This is a genomic window from Ferrimonas pelagia, from assembly GCF_039543565.1.
Lineage (GTDB): Bacteria > Pseudomonadota > Gammaproteobacteria > Enterobacterales > Shewanellaceae > Ferrimonas > Ferrimonas pelagia.
This window is the reverse complement of the sequence record NZ_BAABJZ010000086.1, coordinates 1-16881: the sequence shown is the minus strand read 5'-3', so window position 1 is coordinate 16881 and position 16881 is coordinate 1. Positions and strand designations below refer to the sequence as shown.

The window sequence follows — 16881 nt, the reverse complement described above, 5'->3', positions numbered from 1 at the left end:
TTAGCCTCGTCGCAAGCCTTCCTGCTGATTACGCAGGGAGCCCAAAGAAAAGTTAATAAACAGCGCCAACAGCAACAAGACCGTGCCCAGTGCCGCCGCTTGAGCAAACTCGCCCTTGCTGGTTTCCAGTGCAATGGCGGTGGGGATGTTTCGGGTGACGTTATGGATGTTGCCGCCCACCAGCATGGAGGCACCCACCTCGGTGATGATGCGGGAGAAGGCGGCGATCACCGCGACCAGCAGTGGCGCTCGCAGCTCATGACACAGGGTCAGAAACGCGCGGTAGCGCGGGGCGCCCAAGGTGCGGGCCGTTTCCCAGGCGCGCCAATCACCGCTGGAGAAGGCGCCGTAGCTGAGCGAGACCAGTACCGGCAGTGCCAGGAAGATCTGGGCCAGAACCATGGCGTTTTGTGTAAACAGCCAGCGTAGATCGCCGAGTATCCCTTGACGGTACAGCATCAGATAGGCGATCAAGCCGACCACCACAGTGGGAACCGCCTGCAGGGTTTGAAACAGGGAGATCACCCCGGTGCGGCCGGGGAAGCGGCTGACCGCCAAGCCAAAGCCCAGCAAGATGGCGGGCAGCAGGATGATGGCCATGGCGCGCAATGACACGCTGAATGAGACCGCAATGATGGCCCAGACGTCGGGATCAAAACTGAACAGCAGAACGATGCCCTGCTGGAATACTGACAACATACCGTCGTTCATGGAGCGACCTTGTAGGTGGCTTGGAACAACGGCTGAGCGTCGATGGTGAAGTCGTTGATCATCTGCTGTCCTTGCGGGCTGATCAGCCAGTCACTCAATGCCAAGGCACCGGCATGATTGAGATCCGGGTATTTTCTATCGCTGATCAGGATCACTTGATAAGGGTTGAGTAGGGACGCATCGCCCTCCAAGCTCACTTCGAGTTGGAGCTTGTCGCGAAAGGCCAGATAGGTGCCGCGATCGGCCAAGACGTAGGCGCCCATCTCGCTGGCGGTCAGCATGGCCGGCCCCATCCCTTGGCCGATGGCTGCGTAACCGGTGAAATTGGTGTCGATCCCGGCGCTTTGCCAGATCGCCAGTTCTTTCATGTGGGTGCCGGACTCGTCGCCGCGGGAGACGAAGCCTGCGCGGCTTTGCGCGATGCGGCGGAAGGCGTCATGGACATCTTGGCTGTGCTTTATCTGAGCCGGATCCGAGCTGGGGCCGAGGAGCACAAAATCATTGGCCATCAACTGGCGCGGCAGGCGGCCAAAGCCGTCCTCAACAAACTGCGCTTCGGCGGCGGGAGCATGGGTCATCACCACATCGACGTCGCCGTTGCGGCCGTGACGCAGCGCCTTGCCGGTGCCGGTGGCGATCACCTGGACCCGGAAGCCGGTTTGCTGCTCGAAGGTGGGCAGCAGATGGGCCAGCAGGCCGGAATTATCGGTGCTGGTGGTGGTGGCGAGACGGATCACGGGATCGGCGGCGGCGACCATAAAAGGCAGTACCACAATGGCGGTTGCTATTGTTTTTAAAAGATTTTTTATCATGCCTCGTCCTTTTATAGGATGCCCAGGGGGATTCGCACCGTAACAGATATAAACAGCAATTTTGGTGCCAACCCTATGGCTAAGACCATTCTTTGCACCTGGTCACGTTTTCAGTATGGCAAACAGGGTCAAAATGACTCACCTTACAGTAGGTGGCAGTCAAAATGACCGTAAACGGACATTTTGGCCCAGAAATTTATCCCAAGTGAAGTGAGCGATCCAGAATGGCGGAACAGATGACGCAAACCACCGCAATGTCGGTGTTGGTGGTGGATGACGAGTCGGGCATGCGCTCGTTTCTGAAGAAGGCGCTGGCGCGTCGCTTTACTTTGGTTGAGGTCGCGGGCAGCGTGGAAGAGGCGGAGCAATTGCGCAGCCGCTGCCACTTTGATCTGTTGATCGTCGATATCAGTCTGCCGGGCCGGGACGGGATCGAATGGCATGAAGCGCTCGATCTGGACACCCGACGCTCCGATGTGATCTTTATGACCGGCTTTGCCGATATGGATACGGCGATCCGAGCGCTGCGTGCCGGGGCGGCGGACTTTATCCTCAAGCCGTTCCGCTTGGAGCAGATGATCCAGGCTGTTGACCGTTGTATCGAGCGCCGCCTGTTGCGGCGGGAGAACCTGATGCTACGGCGGGAGATGGCCCATAGCCACCCCAGCACCATCATTGGCAACAGCCCAAATTTACTGGAGATGAAAGAGGTGATCCGTCGGATCGCCCCGACCAACTCAGTGGTGCTGATCGAGGGGGAATCCGGCACGGGCAAGGAGTTGGTGGCGCGCTCGCTGCATCAGCTGTCCGGCCGTAACGGCACCTTCGTGGCGGTGAATTGCGGCGCGATCGCCCCCGAACTGCTTGAGAGTGAGCTGTTTGGCCATGTCGCCGGCGCCTTTACCGGTGCCCGGGGCACCCGTGAAGGCCTGTTTAGCTTTGCCTCCGGCGGCACCATCTTCCTCGATGAGATCGGCGAGATGCCGCTGCAGATGCAGACTGCGCTGTTGCGGGTGCTGGAGCAGCGTACCATCCGTCCGGTCGGCTCAGAGAAGGAGATCCCGGTGGATGTGCGGGTGGTGGCGGCGACCAACCGGGAGCTGCTTGAGGAGGTCAACGCTGGCCGGTTCCGGCGCGATCTGTATTACCGATTGAATGTGCTAAACATCCTGATCCCGTCATTACGTGAGCGACCGGATGATGTGGTGGACTTGGTGCACCACTTCACCCGTCAACTGTCGTCGGAGCTGGGGGTGCGTGAGGTGGCCTGGAGTCATGAGGACCTGCTCGTGATGCAGGGCTATGACTGGCCCGGCAATATCCGCGAGCTGCGCAACATGGTGGAGCGCTGCTTGTTGCTGGGTAAGCCGCCGGCAGAGTATTGGCGCTCGCAGCAGACGGCACAGGAGCCTGAAGGGCAAGGGGCCGGCTATCCGGTTGATATGGCGCTCAAGGAGGTTGAGCGACTGCATGTGCTCAGGGTGGTGGAGCAGCAAGGCGGCAATAAGTCAGCGGCCGCTCGGGTTTTGGGGGTTTCCCGCAAGACGTTGGATCGCAAGTTTAAGGAATGGGGTCTGGCGGAGTAATGCTGGGCCGCTGGAAGAAGACCGTCCGCAACGACGTTAAGGTATTGACCAGCACGGTACGTTACCGCTTGCTGGTATTGATGCTGCTGCCGGTGTTGGTCACTTTGGCCAGTCTGGTGTTCATCACCATCTACTGGAACGTGACCTACACCAGTACCCAGCTGTTTATGAAGGTGCGCTCGGATCTGGCGGTGGCACAGGGGATCGTGGCATCCCACTCTGACGAGCAGGAGCGGTCGCTGGTGCAGTTGCAGCATGGCCTCGACTTCAATCGCCTGATGCAGGTGTTGCCCTTTAATCCGCGGCCGATGGAGCGTCATCTGGAGAATAGCCGAGCCCGGATGGAGCTGCAGTTCCTGCGCCTGGTGTCGTTGGAGGATGCGTTAGCCGATGCGGCGTTGCGGCCGCTGATCCCGGAACGTAACGAGGTCGGTCGTTCCAGTTTGCAGGTGTTGAGTCGGGCTCAGATGTTGCAGATCAGCTCGGCTTTGGCGCGGGAAGCAAGCATGGCCTTGGAGCCCACCCCGATGGCGCAGCCGCCAGGGCAGGGTTTTGAGCAGCGCGGCATGGTGATCCGCTCTTTGGTGGAGGTGCGCTCGAAGGAGGGACACCGGATCGGCTTTCTTGATGGTGGCACCCTGCTTAATCATAACCAGGAGCTGGTGGATTCGATCCGCGAGCTGACCTACGCCGAGGGCACGTTGCCCCCGCGCACCCGAGGGACGGTCACCCTGTTTCTGGATAATGTCCGGATCAGCACCAACGTGCCTTCGGCGGACGGGATCGGTCGTGCGGTCGGGACCCTGGTGTCGGAGCAGGTGCGCCTTAAGGTGCTGGAGCAGGGCGAGTTGTGGGTCGATCGCGCCTTTGTCTTCAACGATTGGTATATCTCGGCCTATGCCCCTTTGACCGACATCGAGGGGAACCGCATCGGCATGGTGTACACCGGCTTTACCGAGGCGCCGTTTGTTCATAATTATCTGATGAATATCTTTGAGCTGGGCACCATCTTGCTGTTGGTGTTGCTGGGCTCGGGTCTGGCGGTGTTCTACGGTGCGTCCGGATTGCTGCGGCCGATCGATCGGATCCAGTCTGTGGTGCAGGAGGTGCAGCGCGGCCGGGATCGGCGGATCGGGGATCTGGGGCTGGATCCAAGCAATGAGCTGGCCCAGTTGAGTCGTCAGTTTGACCGTATGCTGGATCAGCTGCAGGAGCGCAATCGCCAGATCCAGCTGGCCAATGATCAGCTCGAGCAGAAGGTGGAGCAGCGCACCGCCATCTTGAAAAAGCGCACTCAGGAGCTCAAGCGCAACATCACCTTGCTGGAGGAGACCCGTCAGCAGATGGTGACCAACGAGAAGTTGGTCGCGTTGGGGGAAATGACGGCGGGGATCGCCCATGAGATCAACAATCCGACCGCGGTGATCCTCGGCAACATCGAGCTGATCAAGTGGGAAGCCAGTGAGCATGAGATCGACATCGATGAGGAGATCGAGCTGATCTTCCAACAGGTTGAGCGGATCAAGGCGATCATCCAGTCGCTGCTGCAGTACGCCCGCCCCGGCGATCTGAACATGCCATTGGAGCGGGTGATGGTTAATCCCGTGGTGGAGGAGATGTTGGTGCTGGTGCGCCACTCGCTGCGTAAGCAATCGGTTGAGGTTCAGCTGGATCTGCAGACCGATCAGGCGGTGGAGGTCAATCGCCAGCAACTGCTGCAGGTGTTGATCAACCTGGTGGTTAACGCGGCCCATGCCCTGGATGGTCAAGGTCAGGTGCGGGTACGAACGGGTGATTGGATCGAGCAGGGCGAGCTCAAGGGCGCCTGGATCGCCGTTGAAGACGATGGCGTTGGGATCCCACACGAGCTGCAGTCGCGGATCTTCGATCCCTTCTTTACCACGCGCAAGCAGGGCACCGGTTTAGGCCTGTCGCTCAGCTACGGGATCATCCGCCGCTTTGGCGGCGTGATGGAGCTCGAATCTGAGCCGGGCAAAGGCTCGGTCTTTACCGTCAAGCTGCCTCAACAGAGTCCGATCCTGGATGACGAGCCGGCTCAGCCGATCACCATTCAATAGGGGGGCAGATGGCTAAGCCGAATAAGAAGGGGCCGCAGCGCACGGTTGATGTGCTGTGTGCCCGCTGCAAGACGCGGCTCTATCTGTATCGTAAAGGCGGCAAGGGGGCACTGGTTAAGTGTTTCAAGGAGCGGATCGTCCAGGATTTTACCACCACCGCGGGTCACTGCCCCGGCTGTGATGGTCAGTTCGCCCGCGAGACGCTAGTGCGGGGCACGCCGGCGTTTAAGATGATCGGTGGTAAGGTGATCGCCAAGTAGGACTCAGCAGCAAAGGCGGTGTATTGCCCCGGCTTGGCCGTTGTTGCTCGCTGCTGTGTTGCTGGGCGGGAGCGCCTTGTGGTCGGAGCACCGCAGTATCTATGCCGCGGTGGCGACGCCGTTTTCTGGCAATAAACGGGCCTTACGGCCCGTCGATACTGACGCAGGTGCGGCTTAACTGGCGCTCCACAACAGCTTGCCACAGTCGGTCAGATCGTAGCCGCCCAGGCGCTGAGCATGGGTGAGGGTGTCCGGGTTTTGCAGCACGGTGATCAGCTCCTGCAGGTGCTGACGGAAGAACACCCCTTGGGGCATGACGAAATCAAACGACTCCTTCCCCAGTGGCACAAAGGCCAAGCCAAACTCGCCGGCAATGCCCTGACAGCCAAAGCCAAAATCGGCGTCACCGCGGGCGATCCCCGCCGCCAGCTCGCGCTCGGTAAAGGCGGTGGCCACCAGATTCAGATCCGTACCGGTCAGACCGCGCTCGGCCAGCCAGCTGTCAAAGTGATAGCGCGAGCCCGCGCCTTCCTGCCGGGTCAGCCAGCGATAGCGCAGCGACAGGGCTTCATTGATGCTCTGACTCAGGTGATGATGTTCGGTGCGCATCAGCAGGCCGTAATCTCGACTGGCGGCGTGTACCAGAACCCACTGCTTGTAGGAGGGGTGGCGCTTGAGCAGCGCCGGGTGGCGCAGATCGCGCTCGGCGGCATTGCCCCAATGCATGCAACAGATATCGGCGTAGCCTTGAGCCAGGTGTGACAGGCCTAGGCGGGAGTCGGTGGGGGAGTAGTTGATCAGCCCGGCGCTGCCGATCCGCTGGCCGACCCGGCCGACGGCCCAATGCAGCAAGGGATCGTCCGAGCCGGTGATGATCAGTCGGTCTGACAGCATGCCGCTGTGGCAGGATTCGACGATCCAGCGGTCGATCAGGGCTTTGGGAAACAGCCACTTGCCGGTGATCTTGGTGCCCGGCAGCTGGCGCTCGTTAGCCATGGCGTAGACCTTTTTCTCGTTCAGATCCAAATAGTCAGCGACCTGCTTGGCGTTGAGAAATAGGCTTTCCGTGTGGTCATTCATGACTGCTCTCCATCGAATAGTACGGTCTCAGCGCCGTGGTAAATCAAAAAGTGTCGGCCTTTGGCCCGGTTGATCATGGTGATCCCCAATTGTTGCGCCAGGCTCAGCCCCATCTCGGTGATCCCGGATCGCGACAGCAGTACCGGCACGCCCATCTTGCCGATCTTGATCACCATCTCCGAGGTCAAGCGGCCGGTGGTGTAGAAGATCTTGTCGCCGCCATCGAGTCCCTCTAGCCACATCTCGCCGGCCAGGGTATCGACCGCGTTATGACGGCCGACGTCCTCAACAAAGCTGAGGATCTTATCGCCATGACAGATGGCGCAGCCGTGAACGGCCCCGGCGTTTTTGTAGGTGTCGTTATATTGGTTGAGGTTCTTGAGCAGGGCATAGATCCCGCTTTGGCTAAGGCTTGGGGTGGGTAAGGCGATGTCGTCCAGCCCGGCGGTGAAGCTGCCGAACACCGTGCCCTGGCCACAGCCGCTGGTGACGGTTTTCTCCTCCAGCTTCTTGCTGACGTGCGCGGTGTCCTCACGGGTGATCACTGCAGCCGAGTTGACCTCCCAATCGACGATGACCGACTCCACTTGATCGATATCGGTAATGAAGCCCTGATTCTTCAGATAGCCTAACGCCAACGCTTCTGGGCGTGCACCTAGGGTCATCAGGGTCACGATGGGCTGCCAATTCAGATAGAGGGTCAATGGGCGCTCACAGGCGATCATCTTGTCCTGCAGTTGGCCGGTTTCGTCGACGGCAGTCACCGCCAGCGTCAGCGGCGCTTCGGCGTGGGTTCGGGATAAACGGGGGCGATGCGCGGCTTTGGTCATAATCGATTCAATAGGGTTGTGGCGATGAGATACTTTAACAATGCAATTCTCATTCCACTGAGGGACTCGACGGTAACGAGACCGGGATCACCCTCTGGGGGAGCCGGTGTCCCAAGCTGTCCAGGGGGGCAAGGACAAAATGTCCCTTTTGGACAGAAATTCGTGATCGTGATCCAGCTGCGGGGCTTGTTCTAAGTTGGAACGGAAATTGCGTATATGCTTATCACTAGTCCACCCACGTTTAAGCGCAGGTAACGATGCAACGTAGCGAATCCCTTTGGCCGCTGTATGTCACGCTCAAGTCCACCGAGGTTCAAGTCGGTCGCTGGAGTCAAACACGATGGGAGATCGACGCCCTCCTGCCCGCCAGCGGTGAGAAGCCGGAAGGGGCCCATGCGGTGATGATGGAGCTGTTTCTGGATGAACGAGCAAACTACCGACTCAATCTGGATCTGGACACCCCGAAGCTGTTCGTGATCTGTGATGACAAGGGCGACGGCGTGCCGGTACCGATGGCGGTGACCGCCAACCAGAATGTCGCTGCTGGCGCGCTGGAGGGGGATACGCCGGTGTTGACTTGCCCGATCCCAGAGGCGATCGGTTGTTGGTTGGAATCCTTTTTAACCCGTCATGGTGAGCAGCCGATCAATGCCCATCGTCGCAAGCACATTAACGTACGGGGCGAGCTGAAGTCCAAGCGGGGCCAGGCATGAGTGGATTATTGAGTCGCTGGCGTCAACGCCGGGAGGCGGTTGCCCAGGAAGCGGAAGAGCAAGCCAAGTCCGTCGAGGCGGACGTTGAGGCCGTTGTCGAGCCGACCGCCTCTGCTGGCGCGCCAGATGAAGCGGTCGCCGCCGAGCCAGCGGAGGCGGGCGATGACGCGCAGTCCTTGCCCGATCCGAATGAGATCGAAGAGGGTGGCAGCTTTGCCCAGTTCCTGAAACCGGACGTCGATCCCGCCAAGCGCAAAGAGGCGTTGCGGGCACTGTGGAAGCAGCCGCACTACAACGTGCGTGATGGCCTATGTGATTACGATCTGGATTACCGCGCTCAGCCCAAGCTCAGCGCCAAGGTGGCCGCCGAATTGGCCGATAAGGTGTTCCGCCATGCGGTGAAGGAGGTGGAGGAGACGCTCGATACCGCCGTCGCAGCCACGGACAAAAAGTCACCAGTGGAGGGGGAGATTGCCGGCGAAGACGGACAAAATGTCGCATCGGCTCAGGACAAAGCGGATAAACCGCAGAACGAGGCGTAGTACAAGTGACGCTGGGTGAACAAGGATGGTATGAACCTTGCTCAAGTGAGAGTAAGGCTGAGCGCCCGGTTGCCCGCGTATGCATTGCAGATAACGCCCGAACGCAACATATAATTATTAGGAACGCACAGTGAGCATTATTGAGAACGTTGTGGTCGATCCGGCTCGAGAGCAGAGCCTGGCACAAACCACCATGTTGGAAAACCTGATCCCACAGACGGTGACCTATCACACCGCCGGACACCTGTTGATCCTGGGTGCCGAAGACCGCATCCGCTTGGCCGCGGCCCGATTGATGGCCAGTGGCAACGGCATGACCAGCATTACCCTGCTGGCGACCGAGGCGATCAGCAGCCAGGACGAAGCCCATCTGGAGCAGGTGATGGCTGCGGCAGACACCACGGAGGCACTGCCGGCCTACTACAGCCGTGAGGTTCAGCTGAGCGGTTACCTGGGTCAATTCACCGCGCTGATCCGTGAGGCGGAAGCGGCCAGCCCGATCGAGCTGTCGCTCGGTGCGGTGCGTCGCCCGCATTACGATCTGGTGTTGGATCTGGGCGCCGAGCCGGCGATCGCGCTGGAGCTGTTGCCGCCGGGGTATTTCTATGTCGGCGACAATGACGACAAGCTGACCGATGCCTTGACCCAACTGCCCGAGCTGGTGGGCCAATTCGATAAGCCACGCTACGTCACCGTTAACAGCGCGATCTGTGCCCACCACTCCAGTGGGATCGACGGCTGTACTCGCTGTCTGAATGTGTGTCCGGCGGACGCCATCAGCTCGGTCGAAGGTCAGATCACCATCGATCCGTTCCAGTGTCACGGTGCCGGCAGCTGCGCCAGTGCCTGTCCTACCGGCGCGATCCAGTACGATCAGCCGACTCCAACGGTGCTGAAGGATTACCTTAAGCGTCTGTTGACCCGTTACCAATCCCTGTGTGATCAACGCCCTGTGGTGCTATTCCACGATCAGACCCTTGGTGAGCAGGCGCTGTCACAGCTGCGTCAATTGCCGGGGCAGGTCTTGCCGGTGGCACTCGAAGAGGTGGCCGTGGCGGGGCTCGACAGCTGGCTGGCGACCCTGGCTTGGGGCGCGCGCCAGGTGCTGGTGCTGACCACGGCGGAAACCCCACCGACGTTGCTGGAGCTGGTTCGCAGTGAGCATGCCTTGGCGCAGCAGCTGTTGGAAGCGGTGGGCGTAGGGGCAGAGCGATTGTGCCTGATCGACACGGCGCAGCTGGATGAGCTGGCCGCAATGGTCGCTCGCAGTGCGGAGATGCCGGTCTTGCCGGTGGCGGCGTTTGGCAAAGATCTGGCCAAGCGCGAGACCCTGTTCAATGCGCTGGACCATCTTAACGGTGCCGCCACGGGCAGCATTGAGGTGCTGGATCTGAATCGCGTGCCCTATGGCGAGGTGTGCGTCGACACCGACAAGTGCACCTTGTGCATGAGCTGCGTGTCGTTGTGCCCAACGGGGGCACTGCAAGACGGCGGCGATCTGCCCGCCATCAAGTTTACCGAGCAGCCCTGCGTGCAGTGCGGCCTGTGTGAGAAAGCCTGCCCTGAGCAAGCGATCTCACTGCACTCACGCGTGCTACTGGATCGGGAAGCTCGCCAGCAGCAACGAGTGCTGAATGAAGAAGCGCCGTTTGAGTGCATCACCTGTGGCAAACCTTTTGCGACTCAAGCGGTGATCAAGAAGATGACCACTGCGTTGGCGGGCCACAGTGCCTTTGCTGGCGAGGCGGCCAACCGCCTGAAGATGTGCGAAGACTGCCGGGTGAAAGATATGTTCACCGACATTTTGAATGATCCTGAAAAACAACTGCGGGTCTGAGGCCGAGGTACTAATGACACAACAACAAAACCGAGTCGTGACCGAGCACCAGCAATTGCGTGCCGATATCTATCAATTGCTGGCGGCGCTGCTGCGTCAGGCACCGACAACCGAGCTGCTGAGCTTCTTGGCGGAGCTGGAGCTCGAGGCCGACACCGACAACCCGATGAATCGTGCTTGGCATGCGCTCAAACTGGCGGCGCAAACCCATCAGGATGCGCTGTTGGAGGACGAGTTCTTCAATCTGTTTATCGGCCTGGGCCATGGTGAGGTGATCCCTTACACCAGCTGGTACCTGACCGGTTCATTGATGGATCAACCGTTGGCACTGCTGCGCCAGGATCTAGCCCGACTGGGCTTTGCCCGCCAAGACACCGTGAAGGAGCCAGAGGATCATCTGGCCGCACTGTGTGAGGTGATGGCGTACCTGCTGTTGGAGGCGGGACAGCACGAACAGCTGATCTTCTGGCAGCGCCATCTGGAAACCTGGGTGGATAAGTTCTTTGCCGATTTGGCTAAGGCCAACAACGCCTCGTTCTATACTGGGGTAGCGGCGCTGGGTAGCGCGTTCTTCGCGACCGAGCGCACCACGTTTGATAACCAGACGCTGGATATCAGCGTGCAACAGACCGGCTAACTGCCGATGTAGGCCGGTCTGACAGTTTCGGATTTCCGGTGGTGGGGCAGTGTGTCGTCGCCCCACCTTAAACACATTAACACCCAGGAGGTGTTATGAAAGACACGCCCCGACAGGATCGTCGTCGCGCACTGAAGGCCCTAGGCCTCGGTGCCGGCGCGGCTGCTTTGAGCAGTGCGCCGATCCAAGCACAGCAAGCCACGCCCGTGGCAGAGACCGACACGAAGCCCGCCGGCTATCGTGAAACCCCCCACGTCCTTTCCTATTACGCCACTGCGCGTCTCTCCTAGGAGGCCCGGATGAAGCTCACACGATCAGTACCCCCAAAAGCATCCACTTGTGAGAGTGGCGGTTTGGGACTTAATCGGCGTCAGTTCCTCAAGCGGGCTGGCGTGACCAGCGGCGGCATCGCGGCTGCCTCTATGCTGGGGACCGGCATGATCACTAAGGCCGAGGCGGCGAGCGCCGATGGCTCCGGCGAGATCAGCACCGTTCGCACCATCTGCTCCCACTGTTCGGTGGGATGTGGCGTTTACGCCAAAGTTCAGAACGGGGTTTGGATCCATCAGGAGCCGGCGTTTGATCACCCGATCAACCGAGGTGGCCACTGCGCCAAGGGCGCATCGTTGCTGCACCACACCCACAGTGAGAAGCGGGTGAAATATCCGATGAAGCTGGTGGACGGTCAGTGGACCAAGTTGACCTGGGAGGAGGCGATCGATCAGGTTGGCGATCTTATGCTAAAGATCCGCGAGGAATCGGGGCCCGATTCGATCTATTTCATGGGCTCGGCCAAGACCAACAATGAACAGTCTTACCTGTATCGCAAGCTGGCGGCGATGTGGGGCACCAACAACGTCGATCACTCGGCGCGGATCTGTCACTCGACCACCGTCGCCGGGGTGGCCAACACCTGGGGCTACGGCGCCATGACCAACTCCTATAACGACATGCATAACTGTAAGAGCATGTTGTTTATTGGCTCGAATGCGGCGGAGGCGCACCCGGTGGCGATGCAGCATATCTTGCTGGGCAAGGAGCGTGGCGCCAAGATGATTGTGGTTGATCCCCGTTTCACCCGCACCGCGGCGCATGCCGATGAGTATGTGCATATCCGTCCCGGCACCGACATCCCGTTCATTTACGGCCTGTTGTGGCACATCTTTGAAAATGACTGGCAAGATCAGGACTTTATTGATAGTCGCGCCTGGGGGATGGAGGCGATCCGCGAGGAGATCAAAAACTATCCGCCGGATGAGGTAGAACTGATCACCTCGGTGGGCGAGAAGCAGATGTATCGGGTTGCCAAAACCTTGGCGGATCATCGCCCGGGCACCATTGTCTGGTGTATGGGCGGCACGCAGCACACCATAGGTAACGCCAATACCCGGGCTTACTGCATTCTGCAGCTGGCGCTGGGCAATATGGGCGTCTCCGGTGGCGGTGCCAACATCTTCCGTGGCCATGACAACGTGCAGGGCGCGACCGATTTTGGTCTGCTGTTTGATAACCTGCCAGGTTATTACGGTCTGTCGGAAGGGGCTTGGCAGCATTGGTCCCGTGTGTGGGATCTGGACTTTGAATGGGTTAAATCTCGCTTCGATCAGGGCAGTTATCTGGGTGACACCCCGATGTTTTCGGCGGGTATCCCTTGCTCCCGTTGGCATGATGGGGTGATGGAAGACAAGGATAAGATCGGCCAGCGCGACAATGTGCGGATGGCGTTTTTCCTGGGCCAGTCGGTTAATACCGAAACCCGCGGCCGCGAAGTGCGCGAAGCGCTCAATAAGATGGATGCGGTGGTGGTGGTGGATCCCTATCCGACCATGGCGGGCGTGATGCACACCCGAAAGGACAATGTGTTTCTGTTGCCAGCTGCGACCCAGTTTGAGACCTACGGCTCCGTGTCCAACTCCAACCGCTCGCTGCAGTGGCGCAGCCAGGTGGTTGAGCCGATGTTTGAGTCCAAGCCGGATCACGAGATCATGTACCTGCTGGCCAGCAAGGTGGGGATCGCCGAGCAGATGTTCAAGAACATCAAGGTGGAGGGCAGTGTCCCCCTGATCGAGGATATCACCCGCGAATTTAACCGTGGCATGTGGACGGTGGGTTACACCGGTCAATCTCCCGAGCGACTCAAGCTGCACCAGGAAAACTGGGGCACCTTTGATTACGAGGATCTGCAAGCCAAAGGCGGTCCGGCCAAAGGGGAAACCTATGGTTTGCCTTGGCCCTGTTGGGGCACGCCGGAGCAAAAACACCCAGGCACTCATATTCTCTATGACACTTCGAAGAATGTGCTGGAGGGGGGCGGTAACTTCCGTGCTCGCTTTGGTGTTGAGTACGAGGGTGAGAATCTGCTGGCGAGCGATCCGGGCTCAAAAGGCAATGAGATCGGCGATGGCTTCCCGGAATTCACCGCCGACATGCTCAAGCAGTTGGGTTGGTGGGATGATCTGACCGCCGAAGAGAAGGTGGCGGCGGAAGGACGTAACTGGAAGACGGATCTGTCCGGGGGCATTCAGCGCGTGGCGATGAAACACGGTTGCATTCCTTATGGTAATGCCAAGGCTCGTTGCCGGGTCTGGACCTTCCCGGATGAGATCCCGATCCACCGTGAACCTTTGTACACGCCGAAACGAGAGCTGGCGATCAAGTACCCCAGCTATGAAGACCGTCAGGTCGCGCGCCTGCCCACCCTGTATCGCTCGATCCAAGAGAAGGTGCGTAATGAGGAGCTCGATATCAAATTCCCGATGATCCTCACCACGGGTCGTTTGGTGGAGTACGAGGGCGGTGGCGAAGAGACTCGATCCAACCCTTGGCTGGCGGAGCTGCAGCAGGAGATGTTCGTTGAGATCAATCCGGCGGACGCGTCCGATCGCGGGATCCGTGATGGCGACGAGGTAATCTTGCATTCACCTGAAGGGGCAAAGCTATACATCAGTGCTTTGGTGACGGAGCGGGTGATCCCCGGCGAATGCTTTATGCCGTATCACTTCGCCGGGATCTTCGAAGGGGAGTCGCTGGAGACGAGCTATCCGGAGGGGACCGTACCGTATGTCATCGGTGAGTCGGCCAACACGGCGATGACCTATGGCTACGATGTGGTGACTCAGATGCAAGAGACGAAGGCGTCTATTTGTCAGATCACCAAGGTTTAAGGAAGGAGTCATCTTATGGCTACGATGAAGTTTTTATGCGACACCAAGCGCTGCATCGAATGTAACGGCTGTACTGTCGCCTGTAAAAATGTGAATGACTCTGCTTTGGAATGGGGTATATCCCGTCGTCGGGTGGTGACCATGCATGATGGTGTGCAGGGGCAGGAGGTCTCGATCTCGGTGGCCTGTATGCACTGCTCGGACGCGCCCTGTATGGCGGTGTGTCCGGCCGACTGTTTTGAGCGCACTGAGGAGGGGATCATCCGTCACAGTAAGGATAAGTGTATTGGCTGTGGTTACTGCCTCTACGCCTGCCCCTTTGGCGCGCCACAGTTTCCGAAGAAATCGGCCTTTGGCAGCAAGGGCAAGATGGACAAGTGCACATACTGTGCTGGAGGACCGGATGCGGAAGTCGGCTCAGAAAAGGAGCGGCTGCTGTATGGTGCCAATCAGATCGCTGAAGGCAAATTGCCCTTCTGTGCTGAGCTGTGCGCGACCAAGTCGTTGTTGGCCGGGGATGCGGACGTGATCTCAGAGATATTCCGTCAACGGGTTGCCGTTCGTGGTGCTCGAGAAGCGGGTTGGGACGGCTAAGGAGGCGTTATGACACAGCATACTGTGTGGCGTTTCCTGCTGGCGTTGCTGTTCAGCCTTGGGCTGGGCGGCGCAATGGCGACGGAAACGGAAGGTGAAGAGCAACTGGTGCAGGCGATCATGGCGGCGCAAGCTGCCGAGATCGACGGCGGTGCCGGGGATCTGTCGGACAAAGGAGTGAAAGCGCGACCGTTCGAGTTGGATCCGACCTGGTTGGCGGTGAAGAACGGTGAGCAGGGGCGGACTCAGGCGCAGGGGGAGTTCCACCGCAGCCTGATCAATAGCTACGATCCGCGGCTGATCTCGGCCAGACCCAGCTGGATCGCACCAGCGCTGGCTCTGGCGTTATTTGGCATGATCTTGGTGTTTGCCCTGTTTGTTCTGGTCAATGGTGCGGCCAAGCTGGAGAAGGGCTTTTCCGGTGTGGAGGTCTTGCGCTGGAGTAAGTTCGATATCTTTGTCCATTGGCTGATGGCGATCCCTTGCCTGTTGTTGATCGTCACTGGCTTATCACTGTTGGCGGGACGCTTCGTGTTTGGCTCGGTGTTAGGGCCGGATGGGGTTGGCGCCCTGGCCGCCATCGCCAAGCCAGTCCACGATTATATGGCGATCCCCTTTGCCATTGGTGCGGTGCTGGCGATGGTGCGTTGGATGAAGCACAACATTCCGGCTGGCTACGATCTGAAGTGGTTTATGGTGGTGGGGGGTTACCTCAACTTTGGCCCGTTTAAGGGCAAGCACCCAGATGCGGGATTTTCCAATGCCGGTGAGAAGTTGTGGTTCTGGAGTTTCACTATCTTTGGCTTAGCGGTGATCGGCTCCGGTGCCATTATGTTGTTTCCTGACTGGTTCAGTCCGAGTCGAACCACCAGTCTGATGGCGATCGTGGTGCATGGCGCTTCTGCTATCGTGCTGACGGGCTTTACGGTGGTGCATATCTTTATGGCGACGGTGTTGTCGGAAGGCGGTTTCCCCTGCATGACTTCCGGCTACTGCGATGAGAACTGGGCCAAGCAACACCACAATGTCTGGTACGACGATATCAAAGCGGAAGGGACCTTGAAGTACAAGGAAACCTGAGCCTTGCATTAGCGCGTCGTATTCGCGCTCAATGATGTACATCGTGTCCCATGGCCCTCCTGTTGGAGGGCCATTTTTTGTCGCTTGAGCGGGATCAATGAACCCAGAAAAGAGCGCATCGCCTCGATAGTCTGTGGTTCGGTTTGGTCGTAAAACGCCCGGCTTTGCCGCCTCGATGCGTGTTTTATGTCCCCGAAAACGAGCGTGTTGTTAGTGCCTGTGTGCCTGCGCTTGGTGGGGGGGGCGGCACCGAGCATGCACCGGCTACCGAGATCGATATGGTGTCTTTCGTCGACCATCGATTGTGCATCGCAATGGAGCCACAGGTTTGGTTGCACGATGCACAAGGAAAGATCGTGGTGCACCGCATCCTCGATGACAGCGGGCAGTTGCTGATGGAGGAAGTCCCTGAAGGGGGCTATTTCACGGTCAAAGGCACGGATCCAGAACGGGGAGCGTCGTCCAGTCGCTACCTGAGCGTGGATCACGCCTTAGTCCAGGGACACAGGTTGATCCAAAGCGAGCATTTTCGCACAACCGAGCAATGCGATTATCTTCTACCCGCCTCCGAGCCCCACCCATTTAGCTTGAGTAACCCGCACGAGATGCAATGGGTCGCAGGTTATTCGGCCAGTCGGCGCGTCGACATGGAACAGCGTCAGCTGAATTTCGCCGAGGGGAATGTGCTGTTTCTGGCAGACGGTGGTCATTCAGGTGCGTTGCGGACGAATTGGTATTCGGTGGTGCGGGAGGGGGGATCCGCTCGACATTGAGATCAGCCGGCCCATGGACAACGTCTTGCTGCATCACGCCTATGGCAAGACTCTGTCTGCCTAAATAACTGTTCCGAAATGTAGATCACTGAGTTCTCAGATTTGGAGGGAACTCGGCTTCCAAAGTGCGATCTGATCAATCGCCAAACCAACCAGGCCGACAAGGAAGCCGAGCCCAATGATG

Annotated in this window: 16 protein-coding genes; 12 read left to right on the top strand and 4 right to left on the bottom strand. The window is 59.0% G+C overall.

The annotated features are described in order from the left end of the window. Together ABEA08_RS13445 and ABEA08_RS13440 are read right to left on the bottom strand one after the other, a co-directional pair. The gene (locus tag ABEA08_RS13445; RefSeq protein WP_345335846.1) at positions 1–711 is read right to left on the bottom strand and encodes an ABC transporter permease; all 711 of its coding nucleotides are present in this window, start codon (positions 709–711) and stop codon (positions 1–3) included. Further along, a complete protein-coding gene (locus tag ABEA08_RS13440; RefSeq protein WP_345335845.1) occupies positions 708–1523 on the bottom strand; it encodes an ABC transporter substrate-binding protein in 816 nt (271 codons plus the stop codon). Before ABEA08_RS13440 ends, ABEA08_RS13445 begins: the two co-directional genes overlap by 4 nt. 236 nt (positions 1524–1759) lie before the next feature. Here ABEA08_RS13440 and ABEA08_RS13435 point away from each other — a divergent pair, with 236 nt between their 5' ends. The 3 genes from ABEA08_RS13435 to ABEA08_RS13425 are packed head-to-tail and all read left to right on the top strand — an operon-like array spanning position 1760 to position 5447. Then, on the top strand, positions 1760–3109 hold the full coding sequence (locus tag ABEA08_RS13435; protein WP_345335844.1) for a sigma-54-dependent transcriptional regulator: 1350 nt from the start codon (positions 1760–1762) through the stop codon (positions 3107–3109). Continuing rightward, positions 3091–5187, top strand: coding sequence for a sensor histidine kinase (locus ABEA08_RS13430; protein ID WP_345335843.1), 2097 nt, complete (start codon positions 3091–3093; stop codon positions 5185–5187). The genes ABEA08_RS13435 and ABEA08_RS13430 overlap by 19 nt, the downstream gene beginning before the upstream one ends. A gap of 8 nt (positions 5188–5195) precedes the next feature. Beyond that, entirely contained in the window at positions 5196–5447 is a 252-nt protein-coding gene (locus tag ABEA08_RS13425) for a hypothetical protein (RefSeq protein ID WP_345335842.1), read from the top strand. 174 nt (positions 5448–5621) lie between these two features. On the opposite strand, the gene ABEA08_RS13420 is transcribed toward ABEA08_RS13425, so the two are convergent. Then, on the bottom strand, positions 5622–6527 hold the full coding sequence (locus ABEA08_RS13420; RefSeq protein WP_345335841.1) for a substrate-binding domain-containing protein: 906 nt from the start codon (positions 6525–6527) through the stop codon (positions 5622–5624). After that, a complete protein-coding gene (locus ABEA08_RS13415; protein WP_345335840.1) occupies positions 6524–7357 on the bottom strand; it encodes a formate dehydrogenase accessory sulfurtransferase FdhD in 834 nt (277 codons plus the stop codon). Before ABEA08_RS13415 ends, ABEA08_RS13420 begins: the two co-directional genes overlap by 4 nt. A 257-nt stretch (positions 7358–7614) precedes the next feature. Between ABEA08_RS13415 and ABEA08_RS13410 the strand changes: the two genes are divergently transcribed. From ABEA08_RS13410 to ABEA08_RS13370, 9 genes are all read left to right on the top strand, one after another. Beyond that, positions 7615–8070 carry a DUF3305 domain-containing protein gene (locus ABEA08_RS13410; protein ID WP_345335839.1) on the top strand — a complete coding sequence of 152 codons (456 nt, stop codon included), beginning with the start codon at positions 7615–7617 and terminating at the stop codon, positions 8068–8070. Beyond that, positions 8067–8612: a DUF3306 domain-containing protein gene (locus ABEA08_RS13405; RefSeq protein ID WP_345335837.1), complete on the top strand. Its 546-nt coding sequence runs from the start codon at positions 8067–8069 to the stop codon at positions 8610–8612. Before ABEA08_RS13410 ends, ABEA08_RS13405 begins: the two co-directional genes overlap by 4 nt. A gap of 130 nt (positions 8613–8742) precedes the next feature. Further along, complete coding sequence (locus ABEA08_RS13400) at positions 8743–10449, top strand: 4Fe-4S binding protein (protein WP_345335836.1); 1707 nt, start codon at positions 8743–8745, stop codon at positions 10447–10449. Positions 10450–10462: 13 nt separating this feature from the next. Beyond that, positions 10463–11086: a TorD/DmsD family molecular chaperone gene (locus ABEA08_RS13395; protein ID WP_345335835.1), complete on the top strand. Its 624-nt coding sequence runs from the start codon at positions 10463–10465 to the stop codon at positions 11084–11086. Between the two features lie 95 nt (positions 11087–11181). After that, a complete protein-coding gene (locus ABEA08_RS13390) occupies positions 11182–11376 on the top strand; it encodes a twin-arginine translocation signal domain-containing protein (RefSeq protein WP_345335834.1) in 195 nt (64 codons plus the stop codon). A gap of 9 nt (positions 11377–11385) precedes the next feature. Further along, positions 11386–14250, top strand: coding sequence for a formate dehydrogenase subunit alpha (locus ABEA08_RS13385; protein ID WP_345335833.1), 2865 nt, complete (start codon positions 11386–11388; stop codon positions 14248–14250). 15 nt (positions 14251–14265) lie between these two features. Beyond that, the gene (fdh3B, locus tag ABEA08_RS13380; RefSeq protein WP_345335832.1) at positions 14266–14844 is read left to right on the top strand and encodes a formate dehydrogenase FDH3 subunit beta; all 579 of its coding nucleotides are present in this window, start codon (positions 14266–14268) and stop codon (positions 14842–14844) included. A 9-nt stretch (positions 14845–14853) separates the two neighbouring features. Beyond that, positions 14854–15924 carry a formate dehydrogenase subunit gamma gene (locus ABEA08_RS13375; RefSeq protein WP_345335831.1) on the top strand — a complete coding sequence of 357 codons (1071 nt, stop codon included), beginning with the start codon at positions 14854–14856 and terminating at the stop codon, positions 15922–15924. A 221-nt stretch (positions 15925–16145) separates the two neighbouring features. Further along, complete coding sequence (locus ABEA08_RS13370; protein ID WP_345335830.1) at positions 16146–16697, top strand: hypothetical protein; 552 nt, start codon at positions 16146–16148, stop codon at positions 16695–16697. Positions 16698–16881 lie beyond the last annotated feature (184 nt).